Consider the following 20760-nt stretch of genomic DNA (forward strand, 5'->3'; position numbering starts at 1 on the left):
GCGCTGGTGCACCGGTCCCCCGATGCGGCGCACGTCTCAGCGTCGGAAACCTGACCTGGCGAGACACCCGACTACCATTTTGTTGTGGCACCACGACAGCAGGAGCTCTCCCCCTCCGACACCGACGCGGATCCGACAACCAGTGACCGTATTCTCGCGGCCACTGCGGAGGTGCTCGCCCGCAACGGCATGTCCAAGTTGAGCCTGTCCGAAGTGGCGCTGCAGGCGGGCGTCTCGCGTCCCACGCTGTACCGCTGGTTCGCCTCGAAGGAAGACCTGCTCGACGCGTTCGGACTCTGGGAGCGTGAACTGTTCGACCGCGGTATCGCGAAGGCCACCGCGGGACTGCGCGGCAGTGAACGACTCGACGCGGCACTGCGGTTCATCGTCGAGTATCAGCAGTCGTATTCCGGCGTGCGGATGATCGACATCGAACCCGGGCACGTGATCAAGCGGATGGCCTATGTCATCCCGATCATGCGGGAACGCCTCGAGTTGCTGCTGCCCGCCTCCCGCGCCGCGGTCGCGGCGGCCACCGCCACCCGGGTGGCGGTGTGTCATTACATCGTCCGCAGCGACGACGACGGCGAGTTCCTGGCGCAGCTGCGCCATGCGGTCGGTCTCAAACCCCACAACGACTAGTTGTCGCCCGCTTTTCGCGCCTCCTGTACGGGCTGGGGGTCCCCTAGTAGTGTGTCCGCTGAGCGACTGCTTAGCAGACTGAGGGGAGCGACGGCCGATGACGCAGACAGCACCTGTCGACACGGTGACCACCCGCTACGCCGGTACCCGCGTACCGCGCGTGGAGGACACCCGGCTGCTGACGGGCCACGGCACCTTCGTCGACGATGTGAGCCGGCCCGGCATGCTGCACGCCTGTTTCGTGCGCAGCCCGTTCGCCCGCGCCACCATCAAGGGCATCGACGCCTCCGCGGCGCTGGCGACGCCCGGGGTGATCGCGGTGCTGACCGCCGCCGATCTGAACCCCGAGGTGAAAGAGGCCTGGCACGCCGTCGCCGGCAAGGACATCCCCGACACGCCCCGCCCGCCACTGGCCGAGGGTGAGGTGAAGTTCGTCGGCGATCCGGTGGCCCTGCTGATCGCCGAGAACCGGTATCTCGCCGAGGACGCCATCGAACTCGTCGACGTCGACTACGAGCCACTGCCGGCGATCGCCGACTTCACCCGGGCGGTGAATCACGCAGTGGTGGTCCATGATTCGTACCCCGACAACGTGGCCGGCGGGATGGCGGGCGCGCCCCCGGACGAAGAACTGTTCGCCACCGCGGCGCACGTGGTCTCGGAGAACGTCTATCAGCAGACCTATGTGCCGGTGCCGATCGAGACCCGCGGTCTGGTGGTCGAGTGGGAGGCCGCCTCCCAGGAGCTGACCCTGTGGGCCTCGACGCAGACACCGCACGAGCTGCGAGCCTTCGCCGCGCGGCTGCTGGGGCTACCCGCGCAGAAAGTGCGCGTCATCATGCGCGACACCGGCGGCGGGTTCGGCCAGAAGGTGGTGCCGATGCGTGAGGACATGTGCATCATGCTGGCCGCCCGCAAGGTACCCGGCGCCCTGAAGTGGATCGAGGACCGGCGCGAGAACCTGATGGCCGCCGGGCAGGCCCGCCACGTCGACGGCACGGTGCGGATGGCCTTCGACGACGAAGGCACCATCCTGGCCGCCGACATCAAGTTCAGCCAGGACATCGGCGCCTATCCCACGCCGTACCCGGTGCTCACCACCGCCGCCATCGGCATGTTCTTCCCCGGGCCGTACCGCGTACCCAAGGCCAGCTTCGACTACAAGACGGTGTTCTCCAATACCGCCGGACTGGTCGCCTACCGCGGGCCCTGGCAGTACGAAACCCTCTCACGCGAAGTGCTTCTCGACATCGCCGCCCGCAAGATGGGCATGGACCCGGTGGAATTGCGGCGGCGCAACATCCTGCGCGGTGACGAGATGCCCTACTTCAATGCCAACGGCATGCCGTACAGCCACGTGGCGCCGGCCGACACCTTCGAGCAGGCCGTGAAGATCCTCGACCACGAAGGGTTCCGCAAGGAGCAGGCCGAGGCACTGGCGCAGGGCCGCTACCTCGGCCTCGGGTTCTCCGCGTACATCGAGCCGACGGGTGCGGCCACCGGCCATCTGGGCACCGAGGGCGCCACCATCCGGATGGAGCCCACCGGCAAGATCAACGTCTACGTCAACGGCGGGTCCACCGGAAACAGTCTGGAGACCACGGTCGTTCAGCTCACCGCCGACGCGCTGGGCGCCGACATCGACGACGTGTCGAGCATTCAGGGTGATACGGCGGTGACCCCGTACGGCGCGGGCACCCAGGGCAGCCGGTCCGGGCCGATGACGGCGGGTGCGGTCAACGAAGCCGGCACGATGCTGCGCCATCAGATCGTGACGATGGCTGCCCACCGCCTCGGCGTGGGGGTGGACGAGATAGAACTCGCCGGCTCGGCAGCCAGCGTGCGGTCCGATCCGGACAAAAGGGTGACGTTCGCGGACTTGGCTTTCCGCGCCTACTACGAACCACAGCAGCTGCCGCCGGGGATGTCGGCCTCGCTGGAGGCGACGGCGCGGTTCACCTCGCCCATGGAAGCGATGATCCACTGGGCCAACGCCACCCACGCCTGCACCTGTGAGGTGGACATCGCGACCGGACACGTGACGCTGACCCGCTACATCGTCAGCGAGGACGTCGGACCCATGATCAATCCGAACGTCGTCGAGGGCCAGATCGCCGGCGGCACCGTGCAGGGTATCGGCGGCGCACTGCTGGAATGCCTCGCCTACGACGACGACGGCAATCCGTTGTCGTCGACATTCGTCGACTACCTGTTGCCGACGGCCACCGAGGTGCCCGCCATCGAATACGGTCACGTCGAGATCCCGGGCCCCGGTGTCGGCGGCTACAAGGGTTGCGGCGAGGGCGGCGCCATTGGCGCCACGCCCGCGGTGATCAACGCGATCAATGACGCGCTCGCCCCGCTCGGGGTGTATCTGACCCGGCTGCCCGCCACCCCCTCCGCCATCGTGGAACTGCTCGAACAGTCCGCCACCAACAAGTAAGGACCCACTCAACAATGGAACTGGTCAACGAGTTTCGTGTTCCCGTGCCCGTCGACAAGGCCTGGACGGTGCTGACGAACGTCGAGCGTATCGCGCCCTGCATCCCCGGTGCGCAACTGCTCTCCGTCGACGGTGACGCGTTCACCGGTGCTGTCAAGGTGAAGGTCGGCCCGATCACCGTGCAGTACCAGGGCAATGCGGAGTTCAAGGAAAAGGACCAAAACGCCCACCGCGCCGTCATCAAGGCCGTCGGCAAGGAGACCCGCGGTCAGGGCAACGCGGCCGCTCTTGTCACCGCCGAACTCAAGGACGAGGGCGACTCCACCACCTGTGTGCTCACCACCGACCTCACCATCTCCGGCAAGGCGGCACAGTTCGGCCGCGGGGTGCTCGCCGATGTGGCGACCAAGCTGATCGGGCAGTTCGCCGACCGTCTCGAAGCCGATCTGACCGGTGCCGGGGCCACTCCGGTGACAGCCGCCGCCGACGCGGGCGTCGCCTCACAACCGGCCCCCGCGGCCTCCGACGAGGCGGCCTCGCTGGATCTGTTCTCCGTGGTGGCCGCCCCGTTGGCCAAGCGCGCCCTGCCGGTGGCGGTCGGGCTGGCCGCCGGCGTGCTGCTGGGGTCGCTGCTGGGCGGCCGTCGCAGGCCTTATGTGATCGTGGTGCCCGCCTCGGCGGGTTGACCGTTGCGCTCGAGCAGCTCTGCGGCGCGGTGCACCGCGTTCACGATTCCCTGATACCCGGTGCAGCGGCAGAAGTTGCCGGACAGTCCTTCGCGGATCTCCTCATCGGAGGGTTTCGGGTTGTCACGCAGCAACGCGGTGATCGACATGACGAATCCCGGTGTGCAGAAACCACATTGCAGACCGTGACACTCGCGCATCGCCGTCTGCACCGGGGACAGCTGGCCATCGGGGGCGGCAATGCCTTCCACGGTGTCGACGGCCGAACCGTCGGCCTGCACGGCGAACACCAGGCAGCCGCGCACCGCATTCCCATCCAGCCACACCGTGCACGCCCCGCAGGCGCCGTGTTCGCAGCCCAGGTGCGTCCCGGTCAGGCCGCACCGCTCACGCAGGAAGTCGGCCAGCGTGACACGCGGTTCGACGACGGCATCGACAGCGCGGCCGTTGACCGTCATCTCGACCGGCATCTCATGCATGGGCAGTCTCCTTCACATCGGCGGCGATCACAGCGTCGGTCCAGGCACGGGCCACCATCGCGGCGCCGACACGAAGTCGGTAGGCGACCGAGCCCTGCAGGTCGGCGGGCACCTCGTCGAGACCGGTCATCGCCAGTCGCCCGATCTCCTCGGCGTCCAGATCTGCGATGGCGGCACCGGTGACGGCCACCTCGGCTGCGGTGGCCCGCAGCGGGGTCGAGCCCAGGCCCATCAGGCCTATGGCGGCCCGTTCCACTTCCCCACCGGCGCCCAGGGACACGGCCACGGCGGCACCGGCGATGGCGAAATCGCCGTGCCGACGCGCGAATTCGTGGAAGCCGTAGCCGATGCGGCCCTGCCACACCGGGATCTCGACGGCCACCAGCACCTCGTCGGGCGCCAGCGCCGTTTCCCACAGCCCGGTGAAGAACTGGCCTGCCCCGATACGACGGGTGCCGGATTTCGAGGCCGCTTCCATCGACGCGTCGAGCGTCAACGCCACGAGCGGATACTCACCGGCAGGATCGGCATGGGCCACCGCCCCGCCGAAGGTGCCGCGATTGCGGATCTGGAAGTGCCCGATGTAAGGCGTCACCTGGGTGAGGAGCGGAACGCCTGCGCCCACCTGGTCGTCGGCGCCCACCGTCGCGTGTGTGGTGGCCGCGCCGATGCGCAGGACGTCACCCCGGCGTTCGATGCCGTTGAGCTCCGGCAGCCGGGTGATGTCGATGAGGTTGTCGAAATAGGCGAGCCGCAAGGCGAGCATCGGGGTCAGACTCTGGCCGCCGGCCAGAATCTTGGCCTCCCCGTCATACTCGGCCAACAGGTTCACTACATCGTCGAGGTCGAACGGGCGGTGGTAGGCGAACGGCGCGGGCTTCATGTCAGAGCCACCGCCTGATCCATGCTGTGCACTCGCTCAGTTTAGAGCACGCCGGTGCGCCGACAAACCGTATCGACGCTTCGATTTCGGCCGGTACGCTTTGACTGTCGCCTGCTACCGCGGCACCGATGTGTAGCACTCGACAACGTTGTCCACTCAACGGAGGTTGCGGTCGGCCGTGTACGAAGAAGGAACCGTGGGCGAATTTCGGGCCGAGTCCCAGGAACCGCCCCGGTTGGCCGTCCACTGCGGTGAGCAGACCCGCGTCATCAGCCCCGCCGCCGGCGAGATCACCCTCGGCCGGGATCCCTCCTCGGCGATCCGGCTCGACCACTCCTGGCTCTCCCGCACCCACGTACGCCTCCGGACCGACGGAAGTCGTTGGGTCGCAGTCGATTGCAGCCGCAACGGTATGTTCATCGACGGCGTGCGGCACGAGTCCGTGGTGGTGACGGACGGTCTGACTCTCCAGCTGGGAAACCCCGACGGCCTGGCCGTGCACTTCACCTTTTCCGACGCCGAGGCCGACCCCGACGAGGACGACTGGACCTCCGAGCAGACCATCGATCCGGATATCGCGCGCGCGGGCGCCGCGGTGGCCGCGCGCCGGCGAGAACTCGACCTCACCCAGCGCGGTCTGGCGCGCGACAAGATCATCAACGCCGGCGCCTTGATCGCGTTCGAGAAAGGCCGCAGCTGGCCGCACGAGAGCACCCGCGCCCGGCTCGAACAGGTACTGCAGTGGCCCCCCGGGGCCATTGCCGGGATCCGGCAGGGTGAGCCCTCCCCCGAGGAGGAACCCACCGCGGTCATCTCGACGACGGTGAGTTCGCCGCTGATCGCCCAGGCCCTCCAGTTGGCTCTCAACAGCGTCGACAGCAGTATCGCCGCCCTGCCCAGCCAGTCGTCACCGGAGTTCGACGAGCGAGTCGGTGCCGTGCTGCGGGATCTTCGCAACCTGCAGACCGTGACGTCGGACGCCGCGCGAAACGCCCCCGGGGCCCCGACGCTGGTGATCGTCCTGGGCGGGGTGCGGCGCCGGTACGACGAGCTGATGGCCCGCGCGGCGCAAGCCCCTGACGCTCCCGTCGGCAGACGCCTCTACGCAGCGCGCCGGCGTGCGAACCTCACCGCCGCAGACACCGCGCTGGCGGCGGGATTGCCGGTCAGCCTCATCGAGGCGGCCGAGGCCGACCAGCCCGTACCGCCCCACGCGTGTGCCGCACTCGAGGCGCTGATCGGCCAACTCGACGTCTGACCGCACGCTGGGCAAACGCCGATCTTTGTTGCCGAGGCCATCTCACCAGCAAATCGTGATCGATGCCACAGGGTTTGGTTACGCCTGAAGCCGTTGTTAAAGTCCCGCCGCATGTTTGTTCTCGCGACGTTGTTGACATTCGTCAACCAGGTTTCCGGAACTCCGTACGTTGTCGGCGGTGACTCCGCCGCCGGCACCGACTGCTCGGGCCTCGCGTCCTGGGTGTCCAATGTGGCGACCGGGCGACCGGCCTACGGAGACCGCTTCCACACCGGCAATCAGGAACGGGCGCTGCTGGCCCGCGGGTTCCGCCACGGCACCGCTCCGGACGCGTTGGTCATCGGCTGGAACGGCTCGCACACCGCCGTCACACTGCCCGACGGGACCGCGGTGTCCAGCGGCGAGGGCGGCGGCGTCCAGGTCGGTGGCGGCGGGGCGTATCAACCGCAGTTCACCCACCACATGTATCTGCCGATGCCGACACAACCTCCTGTCGACCCTGCGCTGCCCCCACCGCCTCCAGCACCAGCTGCGCCTCTGGTGCCGGTGTCCGTGGCAGCGCCGGCGCCCGGACCGCCGATGGCGGCCTAAACCGGCAACGCCAGATTGAGGATCGGAAACGGCCGCCCGTCGCCGTCAGTGTCCTGCCGGCCCACGGTGACGAACCCGAAGCGCCGATAGAACCCCACGGCCTGCGGGTTCTGCTCGTTGACATCGACCAGCAGACCGGGATGCGCGGTGATGGCGTGGCGCAACAGCACCGCCCCGATGCCCGTGCCCCGGTATTGCTGGTCGACGAACAGCATCTCCAGCTTGCCGTCAGCCAGCCCGGAGAAGGCGACCGGCACTTCGCCGACGGTCGCCACCGTCAACTCGACCGCTCCGAAATAGTCACTGAGCAACCGGCTTTCGAAGAAGTCGATATCGTCGGCGGTCAGGAAGTCGTGGGTGGCCTGCACTGCACTGCGCCAGATCCGCGCCAGCGTCGGCCATTCGGCCTCGCCCCGGCATGCGCGCAACTCCACTTCGCGGGTCTCGTCCACGCAGTAAGAGTAGACAGCACGGATATCGGCGAAGCGCCCGCCACCCGCGAGTTTCTCCTAAGCGGGAGGTCATGTCAGCACCTGCTCGCCCAGGAAGCCACCCTCGCCGATCCCCGGCAGGATCGCGAACACCGCCGAGCCCACCGGCGTGGTCCATGGATTGAGGGCGTCGGAGTCGGCGAGGCGTTGCTGCACCGGCACGAACTGAGTGGCCGGATCCCGTTGATAGGCAAGGAACAACAGCCCGCTGTCACTGATCTGCCCCGGCTCGGGCAGATCGTCGTAGTTGTAGGGCCGACGCAGGAACTGCTCGGCGTCGGTGCGGTGATGGGCCATGGCGATATGCGAGTTCTCCGGGATCACGGTGATGCCGTTGAGCGTCGCGGCGAAGTCGGGCGCATCGGACTCCCGACTACCGGTCAGCGGCGCCCCGGTATCCAGACGGCGCCCGACCACCAACTCCTTGGAGGTCCGATCCAACTCATCCCAGGTGTCCATCTCGGCACGGATGCGCCGCATCACCACGGTGGTGCCGCCGGTGAACCACGGCTGCGAACGGCCGTCATCCCAGACCAGCCGATCCAGCTCGGCGGCGGTGTTCAGGTTGACCGTTCCGTCCACCTGACCCATCAGATTCCGCATCGAGGCCCCCGGCTCCGTGGACCGCGGAGGGTTGCGGAAGCCCCGTTGGATCCACCGAACCGTCGTCATCGAGCGGGCGTTCTTGACCAGCACCCGGCAGGCGTGGCTCACCGTCAGCAGGCTGTCTGCACACACCTGTAGCAGCAATTGCCCACCACTCCAGCGTGATTCGAGACGATCGATGCGAAACGGCGGCAACGGGGCCACCGAGACCGGACGCGCCGCGTCGAGCCCCACCGCGGTGAACAGCTCGGGTCCATAGCCCACGGTGACCGTCAGCCGGGACGGCTGCGCCGCGAGCTCGGGCTCGGTATCGGCCAGCGCGGGCAGTCCTTGCGTCAACCGCGCCGCGTCCGCGGTCCACAGTTTCATCACCGAGGTCAGCGTTGACCGGTCAGCGCGGTCGGGCCGCAGATCCAACGCGACCAGCGTCGCGTACGCCTGAGGTGCGGTGCCCACTCCGGACTGGTGCACGCCGAAGAAGGGTTCGGTCTGCGGCGCCGCGGCGTCGGCAGTGTCGCGGCGGGCGCACCCGGTCAGGCCGGCACCGGCCACCCCCGCGGCCAGCGCGCCGGCACCGAGCACCCTGCGCCGGCTGACCCCGGAACGGGGCTCAGCCATGAGAATTCGGGTCGTAATGCTCGTCGGCGCCCGGGAAATCACGGACCTGTGCGGTGATCGGCAGCGTCGATCCGTCCTCGAACGTGGCGGCGATCTCGACGTCGCTGCCCGGCTCGAGCGCTCCGGTGAGTTCCATCAGCATCAGGTGATCACCACCGGGAATCAGGTCGATGGCGCCGCCCGCCGGAATCACGAAACCGCCGTCTTTGGGCCGCATGGTCATCGCGCCGCCGTCGGAGACCACCTCGTGCAGTTCCACCATCGCGGCCGCGGCGGTGGTGGCGGACACGATGCGCGCGTCATGGGCGCCGCTGTTGGTGAGCCGGCCGAAGGCCGCGGTCATACCTTCGTCGGCGGCTTTGACCCAGGCGTCCGCGACGGTGACGGCGTCGGCCGTCACCCGCGGTTGCGCCGGTTCGGACGAACATCCGGCCAGGGCCACAGCAGAGGTCAGAAGAACCGCAAAGTGCTTTGTTGTGAGCATTTTCGAGACTTTCACGTCGAAGCCTGGCAACGCAGGCTGAGTTCAGGGGGCGGACCACGTCCGGGTCCGAACAGGGATGCGCCGCGCCGGACGACGACGCGGTGTGGCGGCAGCTAGCCGCAGCAGGCTGCGAGGGGCGGCGGGGCGCGCATGCCGAGTCCGGATCGCAGCAGCACCGGCCGCGCCACCAGCACGGGCCGGGCGCTTGCTGTGCGCGGCAACCGGGGCCGGCCGCGATGGAGAACGATCAGGCGCAGCCAGCACAGCACCGACCCGCAAACGGCGTAGAGGTACTCGGCGAGGGCGATCAGCGCGGCCAGCCCGACGGAGGCCAGCAGATGTGCGCTCAGCATCGGAAGCGACGCAGCGGCGCCGTGCCCGCCGTGGTGCGCGCCGGCGGCCAGCGTCAGGTGGCCGATCGCCTGAGCCAGACCCAGCGCGGCGGTCACGGTGAGGATCTCCGCGGCGCGACCTTCGACCCGGACGGTACTGACGGCTGCGCCGACGGTTCCGCACAACAGGGCCAGCAGAAGCACCGGGGTGCCCAGCACGCTGCCGCCCGCGGCGGCGTGCGCGGCGGCCGTCACCAGCGCCGAACAGGCACCGACCAGCGTGCCGCGCAGGGCACCGGCCGACATGCTCACGGCCCGAACCTTACTCCGGTACTACTACAACGCCTAGTAGTCCTGAGCGAGGGCGGGCGCTCGACCGCGCAGCGCCCCCCACAGACCAACACCGATCCCCACTGCGGCACCGCCGAGGCCGATGACCCGCTGGCCGCGCGTGAGATCGCGGTGCACGCTCAGCCCGCCGAGCAGATCGGCAGCGTCGGCTCCCCCGGAAGCCAGGAACCAGCCCCGGGTGTCACGTCCGCGCACCGCCGCGGCCAGCAGCAGTCCGCCGATCAGGGCATCGCGATACCCCATCGAGCGCAGCAGCAGGCGCGCCGAGGGGCCGGGGTCGTCGGGTTCACCCCACAAGCGGTTGGCCCGCAGCGGGTCCACCAGAAAGGAGACCCCCGAGGCCAGGCGGATGCTGCCGGCCGCCACCGCGGCGCGATCGATCGACATGGCTGGCAGCGTAGAGCGCCGCACCGGTCGCGACCCCACTAATGAGGGGACTGCTCCGACAGCTCGAACCTGCGGTGAGTCAGATCGGTGACGAACATGTGGCCGGGCATGTGGAAGATCGCCAGTTCAGGTCGGGCTCGCTGGATCACCACCTGCGGTGTCACGCCGCACGCCCAGAACACCGGTGTCTCGTTGTCGCGCAACCGGACTGCATCACCGAAGTCCGGCCGGTCGAGGTCGGTGATGCCCAGCGCCTCCGGCTCCCCGATGCGCAGGGGCCCGCCGTGCATCGCGGGGAACCGCGACGTCACCGCCGCCGCCCGGTGCGCGGCGCCGGGTGAGTAGGGGCGCATGGACACCACCATCGGCCCGGCGAACGGCCCCACCGGCACACACGGCCGGTTGGTGATGTACATCGGGACGTTGACATCCTGCAGCTGGTGCGCCACCGGGAGGTCGGCTGCGGCCAGGGCCCATTCGAAGGTGAAGGAGCAGCCGAGCAGGAACGCCACCAGGTCCGCCCGCCAGTACCGGGTGATGTCGGTGGGTTCGTCCACCAGTTGGCCGTGCCGGAACACGCGGTACCGCGGCAGGTCGGTGCGCAGATCGGCACCGGGCGCGGCGAATGTCGGTTCCGGCGAACCCACCTCGGTGATGTCGAGCAGCGGGCACGACTGCCGGTTGACCACACAGAACCGCAGGAATTCGACGGCGTCATGACGCGGCAGCACCACCAGATTGGCCTGCGCGAAGCCTGCGGCCAACCCGCTGGTGTGCCCGGTGAAATCACCGCGGCGAATGACCGCCCGCGCGGCGGCCGGCGAGTCGGCCGCGGCGTGGAGTTCCACCAATCCGGTGCTCATGGATAGGTGGCTACCCCGGCGTGCCGGCGGGTAACGCCGCGCGCCTTCGCGAAACACACTCCTAACGGCCGTTAAGACCGCCGTAACCGCGCCGTTGTGCTACTTTCCGAAACCGGCTTTGCGCAGCGCGTCGGCCATCGAACCGGCCGGCTGAGTCGACTCTCGCCGGCCGGAGTTCTTGTTGCGGTTCTGGTTTCGTTGCTGCGCGGCGCGGTTCTGGTTTCCACCGTCGCGCCGGGGTGCACCGACGGGCCGCTCGTTTTTCTTGCTCTTGTCGGCCTGCGGGGTGTCGTTGAGCCGCAAGGTCAGCCCGATGCGCTGACGCTCGACGTCGACCTCGAGCACCTTGACCCGCACCACCTGACCCGAGCGCACCACCTCGTGCGGGTCGGAGACGAAACGATCGGCCATCGCCGAGACGTGGACCAGGCCGTCCTGGTGCACGCCCACATCCACGAACGCTCCGAACGCGGCGACGTTGGTGACCACACCTTCGAGCACCATGCCCACCTTGAGGTCGGCGACCTTCTCAACTCCGGCGGCGAACGTCGCAGTGGTGAACGCCGGCCGTGGGTCACGGCCCGGCTTCTCCAGTTCGCCCAGGATGTCGGTGACGGTGGGGATACCGAACCGGTCGTCGGCGAACTCGGCGGGACGCAGCGCACGCAGGGTCCGCTCGTTGCCGATGAGTTCGGCCAGCGTGATCCCGGAGCGGTCCAGGATGCGGCGCACCACCGGATACGCCTCGGGGTGCACTCCCGACTCATCCAGCGGGTCGTCCCCGCCGCGGATCCGCAGGAAGCCGGCGCACTGCTCAAAGGCCTTGGGGCCCAACCGCGGAACATCCAGCAGCGCCTTGCGGTTGCGGAAGGCGCCGGCTTTGTCACGGTAGGCGACGATGGCCTCGGCCAAGGATTCGGTGACACCGGAGACCCGCGACAGCAGCGGCACCGAGGCGGTGTTGAGGTCCACCCCCACCGCATTCACCGCATCCTCGACCACGGCATCGAGACTGCGCGCGAGCGTTCCCGGCGTCACGTCGTGCTGATACTGCCCGACGCCGATGGATTTGGGCTCGATCTTGACCAGTTCGGCGAGCGGATCCTGCAGGCGGCGGGCGATCGAGACCGCACCCCGCAGGGTCACATCCAGTGCGGGTAATTCGCGGGCAGCGTACGCCGAGGCCGAATATACCGAGGCGCCCGCCTCACTGACCATCGCTTTGGCCGGCGCCTCGGCGCCACTGGCTCGGATATCGGCGATCAGCTCGGTGGCCAGGGCGTCGGTTTCGCGGGACGCCGTGCCGTTTCCGACGGCGATCAGGTCGACACCGTGGCGCGCCACCAGCGCGGCGAGCGTGGCTTTGGCCTGGTCCCACTGTTTCTGCGGCTGGTGCGGATAGATGGCACAGGTGTCGACCACCTTGCCGGTGCTGTCGACGACAGCCACCTTCACACCGGTACGGAAACCCGGATCCAGGCCCAGGGTGGTGCGGTTACCCGCCGGAGCCGCCAGGAGCAGGTCTTTGAGGTTCTTGGCGAACACCGCCACCGCGTCTTCCTCGGCCCGCTGGCGCAACCTCAGGCGGGCGTCAACCGAGGCGCCGACCACCAGTTTGGTGCGCCAGGCCCAGCCCACGGTGGCGGCGAGCCACGGCGTGGCCGCGGTCTTGGCCGTCATGTCGATGCCCAGGGTCTGGGCGATCATGTACTGGTAGGCATCGTCGTCGCCGCCGTCGAAGCGGAGCGACAGTGCTTCTTCTTTTTCACCGCGCAGCACTGCGAGCACCCGGTGCGACGGCATGGATTCCAGCGGTTCGGAGAAGTCGAAGTAGTCGCGGAACTTCTGCGCGGCAGGGCTTTTCGCGGCTTCCTCCGACCACGGCACGGTGCGCAGCGACCCGTCGGCCCAGAACTTCTCACGCACCGCGCCCACCAGTTCGGCGTCTTCGGCGGCCCGTTCCACCAGGATGGCCCGGGCACCCTCCAGAGCCTTGGCGGCGTCTTCGACTTCTGCGTTGACGAATTCGGCGGCCACCTGTTCCGGCGACAGTGTGGGGTCGGCCAGCAGACGGTCGGCCAGCGGTTCCAGCCCGGCTTCGCGTGCGATCTGCGCCTTGGTGCGACGCTTCGGCTTGAACGGCAGATAGATGTCTTCGACGCGGGCCTTGGTGTCGGCGCTCATCAGCGCCGACCGCAGCTCGTCGGTCAGTTTGCCCTGCTCGTCGATGGAGGCCAACACCGCCGCCCGGCGCTCGTCGAGCTCACGCAGGTAACGCAGCCGCTCCTCGAGTGTGCGCAGCTGCCCGTCATCGAGGCTGCCGGTGACTTCCTTGCGGTAGCGGGCGATGAACGGCACCGTCGATCCCTCGTCGAGCAGCTGCACCGCGGCCGCGACCTGGCCTTCACGAACAGCCAGTTCCTCAGCCAGACGGGCATTTACAGTCTTGACGGTTGCACTTGTTGTCACGCCGAGACCCTACCGAACCGGGCTGACAACCCGTGACACCCAGTCGGGGGCGTGCCGCCGGGAACACTGCGGCGGGCATCGGCGTTGTGCAGTCGCCAACACCAAATCTGGAAAGGATTTCGATGGCTACTGACTACGACGCACCTCGCAAGTCCGAGTCCGAGGACACCGAGGTCGAATCACTGGAGGCGCTGGCAGGCCGGCGCAACGACGCGGCCACGGCCGTCCTGGATGTCGACGACGGCGAGGATCTCGAGGGTTTCGAGCTTCCCGGCGCTGATCTCTCGGGTGAGGAACTGACCGTCCGGGTGCTGCCCAAGCAGGCCGACGAGTTCACCTGCTCGAGCTGCTTCATGGTCCAGCACCGACATCGGCTGGCCCGTCAGGTCGGCGACAAGCTGGTGTGCGAAGACTGCGCCTGAGCCGGCGCTGATTCACCCGCCGATCGCCCGCAGCACGCTGATCACCACCGGTCCAGCAGCCTGCGGGCGTCGGCGCTCAGCTCGTCGATGACCTCGGCCGCCGTCCGCACCGAGCGCACCATCCCGACACCCTGACCGGCGTTCACACCCACCGCGGGCGTCATCGCGCCGGTGAACTTCTCGCGGGCCTCGCTGTCGGCGGCGAGTTCGCCTTCTCGGCCGTCCCACGCGCCGAACAGCGGGTCGCGAATCACCCGCTCGGGCAGCCCGGCCGGCCATCGATAGCCTTGCGCGATGTCGAAGACCCGGGTGACGACGGTGTCGGTGTCGTCGGCGGCCAGGATCACCCGCCGCGCAGGTTCGGGAGTCAACGTCTCCGCACACGCCGCGAACGCGGTGCCGATCCACGCCCCGGCCGCCCCCGCGGCCAGCACGGCAGCCAGCGCCCGCCCGGACGATATGCCGCCGGCCGCCAGAACCGGAACGGCCACCGCATCGAGCGTCTCCGCCAGCAAGGGCAGGGTGCCCACCCGCGGCGCCCCGTGGCCGCCGCCTTCGGCACCGCGCGCGATCAGCACATCTACCCCGGCGTCCGCCGCATGCCGCGCCGACTGCACGTCACTGATCTGAGCAGCGGCCAGTACCCCCGCGTCCTGCGCGTGACGAACCCAGGTGAAGTCGTCGCCGAAGCTCACCGACAGCAGAACCGGCCGGGCCGCCAAAGCGGTGGTGAGCAGCTGCGGCTGCTGCCGCATCACCCAATCCACCAGCCCGATACCGAACGGGTGTCCGAGCCCGGCCAGTGGGCGCAGCTCAGCCTGCAGGCGCTCGACCGTTCCGGCGCTGCCCATCCCGACCATGCCGAGCCCGCCCGCCCGCGACACCGCCGCGGCGAGTGCCCCACCGGCGGCCCCGCCCATCGGCGCGTTCACGATCGGCACCCGCAGGCCCAGCGAGTGCGACCACTCGGTGGACAGCGCGGTCATGAGCTGCAGATCCGCGCCGCCAGCGCTGCTGCCAGGAACGCGGCCAGCGCCGACCAGCCCGTCACATCGGCCAGGCCGTTCTTGGCGAGCAGCACCAGCAGCACACCGGCGAGGCAGATCAGCGCGCCGGCGGCGGCAGACCTGACCCCGGTGGCGCGGGCGGGCGTGTCCCACCATGGCAGCGGCCGGTGCTCCAGCGGTGACAGCAGCTGGAACAGCACGGCCATGACCACCGCGAACACCACCGCACGCAGCGCCAGCAGTCCCCAGAATCCGGGTGCCTCGACGTCGTAGGCGTCGAGTCCCACCGCGTGCAGCGAGAACGCCGCGATCGCGATCGCCGGGATGTGCCACAGGTAGAGCGTCATCGCGCCGGCATTACCCACCGCGACGGCCCGCCAGACCCGTGGCCGCGCCGCCCACCGATTCAAGGCGCCCGCCGCGGTGATGAAGAGCAACGACATCCAGGTGCAGTGCAGGCCCAGCAGCAGCGTCGGCGGTGTCACGTTGGAGGTGTGCTCCGCGCCGGTCACCACCAGAGCCACCTCGTAGGGGCCGAAGACCGCGAGCGCCACCTGCGCGGCGAAGGCAACGGCGGCCGCGGCGAATGCGGCCCGCGGGCCGATCAACCGACGGGCATACGCCACCCCGACGACCACCGGGATCAACCACACGAACAGGAAGTTGGGCACACCGGCCATGGGTTCACCGGACCTGAACCGGATGATGTCGGTGACCATGGCGGCCACCAGCAGAGCCAGCACCAGGCCGGCGGCGGTGCGCCAGGACCGCAGGTGCGTCAGGGCCGGCACGAAGGCCAGCACCACCAGATACACCCCGAGGAACCACAGCAACGCCACTGATTCGCGGCCCAGCGCGTCGGCCGAGTCAGGGCCCAGGACCAGGCGGGCCACCATCAGCGCAGCGACCCAGAACGCCAGGTACCAGAACGCCGGGCGGCACAGTCGTTGTGCGCGGGTGACCAACCACGAGCCCCACGCCGATCCGGGGTGCCACCCGTAGGCCCCGGCTGCGCCGCCGGCCAGGAAGAACAGCGGCATGATCTGCACCACCCAGGTGATGGGTGCGATCGCGGGCAGCGCCCCCAGCAGGTTGCCGATGCGCACCCCGCTGTCGTCGATGGTGGATAACAGCAGCGCGCAGTGGCCGAACATGACCACAAGTAGTGCGCCGAGCCGGGCGACGTCGACAGCGCGGTCGCGGTCCCGCTCGGCCGGCGTGCCGGCGGTCTGTGCGGTGGTGTCGGTCAAGGGCATGGTTTCAGCATGGCGGCCGCCGGCGCCGGGCGGTTGAGTAGGACTACGCGATTTGTCGTGGTGTTCGCTCACGCCGGTTCACCCGATCATCAGGCGGTCGACCAGATGCTGACGCTGCTGGGGGCGGCCGAAGAAGAAGCCCTGCGCCATGGCGAACCCGACACCTTGCAGCGCGGTGGCCTGCAGCTCGGTTTCGACTCCTTCGATGATCACGGGCAGGTCCAGCGCCCGTGCCATCGCGGCGATGCCCTGCAGCAGCGCCGGTGGCGCGCTGCCGGGGTCCAGTGCGGTCCGTGCGGTGAAGGACGCGTCGAGCTTGAGCAGGTCGATCGGCAGGGTCTGCAACCGGCTCAACGTCGAGTACCCGGTGCCGAAATCGTCCATCGCGACCCGGATGCCGTGCCCCCGCAGTTCACGTAAGGCCGCCTCCGAAGCGGGTGTGTCGACGTCCACCACGCTTTCGGTGACCTCGAGGACCAGCTGCTCGGCGGGCCAGCCCGTCGCTGCCAGGATCTCGGAAACCGTTGCAGCATAACCCTTTTCGATCAGTTCCAGACCGGACACGTTGACCGTAAGGGTCAGGGGCACACCGTTGCGCTGCTGCTGCATCCACTGCACGTCCATGCAGGCGCGCCGCAGCACGAATCGGTCCAGCGTTGCGATCAGATTGCTGTTCTCGGCCACGGCGATCACCTCCGCGATCGCCAGGTCGGGCCGGGTGGGTGATTCCCAGCGCGCCAGCGCCTCCACTCCGACGATCTGGTGTCCGTCGGCCAGGCTCACGATGGGCTGATACAGCACGTCGACGGCGTTGGCCGCGATCGCTTCGGCCAATTCGGCAGCCAGCGACGGCAGGCTCGGCGATTCCAGGACGGTGCGGTTGGGGCCCCCGCGTTTGGCCCGGCGCAATGCCACGTCAGCGCGATGCAGCACCGCCACGGTGGCGTCACCGGGTTGCCAGGTGGTCACCCCCGCCGAGCAGTCCGTCGACGTCATCGTCCGCATCTGGTGGCTCAACGCGACCCCGTCGTTCTCGCCGGCTGCGGTGAGCAGAACGGCAAACTCATCGTCGCCCAGCCGCGCCAGGACGTGCTCGGGACTCAGCGCACCGCGCCACGACTCGACGGTGTTGCGGATCAGCTGATCGCCGGCCTGGTGCCCGAGTCGGTCGTCGATGTCGTCGAAAACCTCGATGCGCAACAGCACCACGGTGGGTCGTGGGCCGCCGGCATGTGCGCGGTCGATCTCCTGGCCGAGCAACCGATCGAAACCCTGCCGGTTGGGCAGACCGGTCACCACATCGCGCTCGGATCGGGACACCAGTTGGCCGAGGCTGGCTATCACCGCTCCCATGACGATCGCGGTGCTGGCGGCAATCAGCGGCGACCACCACGGCACCTGCGGTTCAGCGTTCAGCGCCAGGATGCAGCACACCACTGCAAGGCACAGGTTGGCCACCGCTTGAGGCCACGGCAGGAAGAACGCGACGAAGGCCACGAACGCAAACAGCGTGGCAAACGAGATCGCGACCGGCACCGTCGCGGCCAGGTGCACCACCGCGGTGATCGCGGCGATGGCAATCAAGACGAGGACCTGGAATTGCCACGATCGCATTCGTGGGCCCAACATCCACGCGCCGCTGCCCACCAGCAGCACTGTCGCGGCGATGGCGTGAACCACGCCGACCATCCGGAAGTTCGTCGGTTCCAGCAGGGCGAGCAACGTCACCATGACACCGCCGAAGATCAGCAGTGCCCCGGCCACCCGCGCTTCCAACGTGGGCGTCGCAATGCCCGGCCAGCGCCGCGCACCTCTGACCTTGCGCTGCAGCGCCTCAACCCGCCCCACTGTGTGATCGTAGCCTGGCAAACACATCAAGCGCCGACACAACGTTGAATCCAACGACAGTGACGTCGGATCCGGCGAGTGTCGGCGCTTGATGACCCCGGTCAGCTCTTCGCCGCCTCCAGCGCTTCATCGCAACGCGCTACCCGGCGGCGAAAGAAACTACGCTTTCGCCGCCTCCAGCGCTTCATCGCAACGCGCTACCCGGCGGCGAAAGAAACTACGCTTTCGCCGCCTCCAGCGCGGTGTTAAACGTCTTGCTCGGCCGCATCACCGCGGCGGTCTTCTCCGGGTCCGGGTAGTAATACCCGCCGATGTCAGCCGGCTTGCCCTGTACCGCGTTGAGCTCCCCGACGATGGCGGACTCGTTCTCGGCCAGTGACTTGGCCAGCGGCGCAAAGTGTTCGGCCAGCTCACTGTCCTCGGTCTGACCGGCGAGTTCCTGGGCCCAGTACAGCGCGAGGTAGAACTGGCTTCCCCGGTTGTCCAGCTCGCCGGCCTTGCGCGAGGGGCTCTTGTCGTTGTCCAGCAGCTTGCCGATCGCGGAGTCCAGCGTCTTGCCCAGCAGCGCGGCCTTCTGGTTACCCGACTTGGCACCCATGTCCTCGAAGCTGGCGCCGAGCGCCAGGAATTCACCGAGGGAATCCCAGCGCAGGTGGTTCTCCTCGGTCAGCTGGCTGACGTGCTTGGGCGCCGAGCCACCCGCGCCGGTCTCGTACATGCCGCCACCGGCCATCAGCGGAACTATGGACAGCATCTTGGCGCTGGTACCGAGTTCCAGGATGGGGAACAGGTCGGTGAGGTAGTCACGCAGGATGTTGCCGGTGACCGCGATGGTGTCCTGTCCGCGGATCACCCGCTCGAGCGTGTATCGCATGGCCCAGACCTGCGGCAGGATCGTGATGTCGAGGCCTTCGGTGTCCTCCTCGGCGAGGTACTTCTTGACCAGCTTGCGCAGTTCGTTTTCGTGGGGCCGCTCGTCGTCGAGCCAGAACACCGTGGTCATACCCGACTGACGAGCCCGGTTGACCGCGAGCTTGACCCAGTCCCGGATGGCGGCGTCCTTGACGATCGGCATGCGCCAGATGTCACCGGTCTCGACGTTCTGGCTCAGCAGCACCTCGCCGGTGTCGACGTCGACGATGTTGGCCACCCCGTCCTCGGGGATCTCGAAGGTCTTGTCGTGGCTGCCGTACTCTTCGGCCTTCTGCGCCATCAGGCCGACGTTGGGCACGGTTCCCATGGTGGTCGGGTCGAACTGGCCGTGGGTCTTGCAGAAGTTGATGATCTCCTGGTAGATCCGCGAGAACGTGGATTCGGGGTTGACGGCCTTGGTGTCCTTGGTGCGGCCGTCGGCGCCGTACATCTTGCCGCCGAGCCGGATCATGGCCGGCATCGAGGCGTCGACGATCACGTCGCTGGGCGAGTGGAAATTGGTGATGCCGCGGGCGGAGTCCACCATGGCGAGTTCGGGCCGGTGCTCGTGGCAGGCATGGATGTCGTTGATGATCTCTTCGCGCTGCGAGGCGGGCAGGGATTCGATCTTGTCGTAGAGATCGGACATGCCGTTGTTGACGTTGACACCCAGCTCCTCGAAGAGCTTGGCGTGTTTAGCGAAGGCGTCCTTGTAGAACACCTTGACCGCGTGGCCGAACACGATGGGGTGACTGACCTTCATCATGGTGGCCTTGACGTGCAGGGAGAACATCACGCCGGTCTTGTAGGCGTCCTCGATCTGCTCTTCGTAGAAGGCGATGAGCGCCTTCTTGCTCATGTACATGCTGTCGATGACGTCACCGGCGTCGAGCTTGACCTCGGGCTTCAGCACGAGGGTCTCGCCACTCTTGGTCTCGAGCACCATCTTGACCTTGCGGTCCTTGTCGACGGTCAGCGACTTCTCACCGTGGTAGAAGTCGCCGGTCTTCATGGTCGCGACGTGGGTGCGCGACGCCTGCGACCACTCCCCCATGCTGTGCGGGTGCTTCTTGGCGTACTCCTTGACGGCCTTGGGTGCGCGGCGGTCCGAGTTGCCTTGACGCAGAACAGGATTGACAGCGCTACCGAGAATCTTGGCGTAGCGCTCCTTGATCTTCTTCTCGTCGTCGTTCTTGGGCTCGCCCGGGTAGTCCGGCAGGTCGTAGCCCTTGGCCTTGAGCTCCTTGATCGCGGCCAGCAGCTGCGGCACCGACGCGCTGATGTTGGGCAGCTTGATGATGTTGGTCTCCGGCAGCAGCGTCAGTTCGCCCAGCTCGGCCAGGTTGTCCGGGACCTTCTGCTCGTCGGTCAGCCGGTCGCTGAACTCGGCCAGGATGCGCGCGGCCACCGAGATGTCACTGGACTTGACGTCGATACCCGCCGCGGAGGCGAAGGTGCGGATCACCGGGAGGAACGCATAGGTCGCAAGCAACGGCGCCTCGTCGGTCAGCGTGTAGATGATGGTCGGCTGCTCGGCGCTCATGATGTGTGTTCTCCCACGTCAGTCTTGGTCAGATGTCGGCGAAGCGTCCGCTTGTGGCGGCTGTTGACAAACCTATCGCAGCCGGTTGGCGGCCGGTGTCGCAGGAGGTCAGCCGCGGGGTTCGCATACCGCGATGCGGGACGGGACGTGTCCTCGGCGCCCATCATTTCCCCGCCACCTGCGGCGGTG

General features: G+C 68.2%; 19 protein-coding genes. 6 read left to right on the top strand and 13 right to left on the bottom strand.

The window, feature by feature from the left end:
- Nucleotides 1–84 precede the first annotated feature (84 nt).
- From NL241_RS19425 to NL241_RS19435, 3 genes are all read left to right on the top strand, one after another.
- Nucleotides 85–642 (top strand): TetR/AcrR family transcriptional regulator, encoded by a 558-nt coding sequence (locus NL241_RS19425; RefSeq protein WP_487695078.1) that lies wholly within the window; start codon nt 85–87, stop codon nt 640–642.
- Nucleotides 643–739: 97 nt separating this feature from the next.
- On the top strand, nt 740–3085 hold the full coding sequence (locus NL241_RS19430) for a xanthine dehydrogenase family protein molybdopterin-binding subunit (protein ID WP_494394761.1): 2346 nt from the start codon (nt 740–742) through the stop codon (nt 3083–3085).
- Between the two features lie 14 nt (nt 3086–3099).
- Nucleotides 3100–3771: an SRPBCC family protein gene (locus NL241_RS19435; RefSeq protein WP_494394762.1), complete on the top strand. Its 672-nt coding sequence runs from the start codon at nt 3100–3102 to the stop codon at nt 3769–3771.
- Here the strand turns inward: NL241_RS19435 and NL241_RS19440 are convergent.
- Both NL241_RS19440 and NL241_RS19445 read right to left on the bottom strand, forming a co-directional pair.
- Nucleotides 3738–4250 (bottom strand): (2Fe-2S)-binding protein, encoded by a 513-nt coding sequence (locus NL241_RS19440; RefSeq protein WP_487695074.1) that lies wholly within the window; start codon nt 4248–4250, stop codon nt 3738–3740. The two genes, NL241_RS19435 and NL241_RS19440, sit on opposite strands and share 34 nt — an antisense overlap.
- The gene (locus NL241_RS19445) at nt 4243–5133 is read right to left on the bottom strand and encodes an FAD binding domain-containing protein (RefSeq protein WP_487695072.1); all 891 of its coding nucleotides are present in this window, start codon (nt 5131–5133) and stop codon (nt 4243–4245) included. Before NL241_RS19445 ends, NL241_RS19440 begins: the two co-directional genes overlap by 8 nt.
- Nucleotides 5134–5329: 196 nt before the next feature.
- On the opposite strand from NL241_RS19445, the gene NL241_RS19450 reads away from it, so the two are divergent.
- Together NL241_RS19450 and NL241_RS19455 are read left to right on the top strand one after the other, a co-directional pair.
- Nucleotides 5330–6391, top strand: coding sequence for an FHA domain-containing protein (locus tag NL241_RS19450; protein WP_494394763.1), 1062 nt, complete (start codon nt 5330–5332; stop codon nt 6389–6391).
- Nucleotides 6392–6502: 111 nt separating this feature from the next.
- Nucleotides 6503–6982 (top strand): peptidoglycan endopeptidase, encoded by a 480-nt coding sequence (locus tag NL241_RS19455; RefSeq protein ID WP_494394764.1) that lies wholly within the window; start codon nt 6503–6505, stop codon nt 6980–6982.
- Here the strand turns inward: NL241_RS19455 and NL241_RS19460 are convergent.
- The 7 genes from NL241_RS19460 to NL241_RS19490 all read right to left on the bottom strand — a co-directional run bounded on the left by NL241_RS19460 (nt 6979) and on the right by NL241_RS19490 (nt 13583).
- Nucleotides 6979–7434 (bottom strand): acetyltransferase, encoded by a 456-nt coding sequence (locus tag NL241_RS19460; protein ID WP_487695067.1) that lies wholly within the window; start codon nt 7432–7434, stop codon nt 6979–6981. The genes NL241_RS19455 and NL241_RS19460 overlap by 4 nt on opposite strands.
- Nucleotides 7435–7503: 69 nt before the next feature.
- Nucleotides 7504–8697 (bottom strand): Dyp-type peroxidase, encoded by a 1194-nt coding sequence (locus tag NL241_RS19465; RefSeq protein ID WP_494394765.1) that lies wholly within the window; start codon nt 8695–8697, stop codon nt 7504–7506.
- Nucleotides 8690–9181, bottom strand: coding sequence for a copper chaperone PCu(A)C (locus NL241_RS19470; RefSeq protein ID WP_494394766.1), 492 nt, complete (start codon nt 9179–9181; stop codon nt 8690–8692). Before NL241_RS19470 ends, NL241_RS19465 begins: the two co-directional genes overlap by 8 nt.
- Before the next feature lie 113 nt (nt 9182–9294).
- A complete protein-coding gene (locus NL241_RS19475) occupies nt 9295–9819 on the bottom strand; it encodes a hypothetical protein (RefSeq protein WP_494398340.1) in 525 nt (174 codons plus the stop codon).
- A gap of 39 nt (nt 9820–9858) precedes the next feature.
- Nucleotides 9859–10251 (bottom strand): DUF4267 domain-containing protein, encoded by a 393-nt coding sequence (locus NL241_RS19480; RefSeq protein ID WP_487695063.1) that lies wholly within the window; start codon nt 10249–10251, stop codon nt 9859–9861.
- Nucleotides 10252–10289: 38 nt separating this feature from the next.
- Nucleotides 10290–11114 (bottom strand): putative hydro-lyase, encoded by an 825-nt coding sequence (locus tag NL241_RS19485; protein ID WP_494394767.1) that lies wholly within the window; start codon nt 11112–11114, stop codon nt 10290–10292.
- Nucleotides 11115–11213: 99 nt separating this feature from the next.
- Nucleotides 11214–13583 (bottom strand): Tex family protein, encoded by a 2370-nt coding sequence (locus tag NL241_RS19490; protein WP_494394768.1) that lies wholly within the window; start codon nt 13581–13583, stop codon nt 11214–11216.
- A 122-nt stretch (nt 13584–13705) separates the two neighbouring features.
- On the opposite strand from NL241_RS19490, the gene NL241_RS19495 reads away from it, so the two are divergent.
- On the top strand, nt 13706–14005 hold the full coding sequence (locus tag NL241_RS19495; RefSeq protein ID WP_487695058.1) for a DUF4193 domain-containing protein: 300 nt from the start codon (nt 13706–13708) through the stop codon (nt 14003–14005).
- A gap of 41 nt (nt 14006–14046) precedes the next feature.
- On the opposite strand, the gene NL241_RS19500 is transcribed toward NL241_RS19495, so the two are convergent.
- From NL241_RS19500 to NL241_RS19515, 4 genes are all read right to left on the bottom strand, one after another.
- The gene (locus NL241_RS19500; RefSeq protein WP_494394769.1) at nt 14047–14991 is read right to left on the bottom strand and encodes an NAD(P)H-dependent flavin oxidoreductase; all 945 of its coding nucleotides are present in this window, start codon (nt 14989–14991) and stop codon (nt 14047–14049) included.
- Nucleotides 14988–16268, bottom strand: a complete 1281-nt coding sequence (locus tag NL241_RS19505) for an acyltransferase family protein (protein WP_494394770.1) — start codon at nt 16266–16268, stop codon at nt 14988–14990. The genes NL241_RS19500 and NL241_RS19505 overlap by 4 nt, the downstream gene beginning before the upstream one ends.
- Before the next feature lie 78 nt (nt 16269–16346).
- Nucleotides 16347–18116: a putative bifunctional diguanylate cyclase/phosphodiesterase gene (locus NL241_RS19510; RefSeq protein ID WP_494394771.1), complete on the bottom strand. Its 1770-nt coding sequence runs from the start codon at nt 18114–18116 to the stop codon at nt 16347–16349.
- Nucleotides 18117–18333: 217 nt separating this feature from the next.
- A complete protein-coding gene (locus NL241_RS19515) occupies nt 18334–20571 on the bottom strand; it encodes an NADP-dependent isocitrate dehydrogenase (RefSeq protein ID WP_487695052.1) in 2238 nt (745 codons plus the stop codon).
- Nucleotides 20572–20760 lie beyond the last annotated feature (189 nt).

Source organism: Mycolicibacterium sp. SMGY-1XX, from assembly GCF_059132455.1.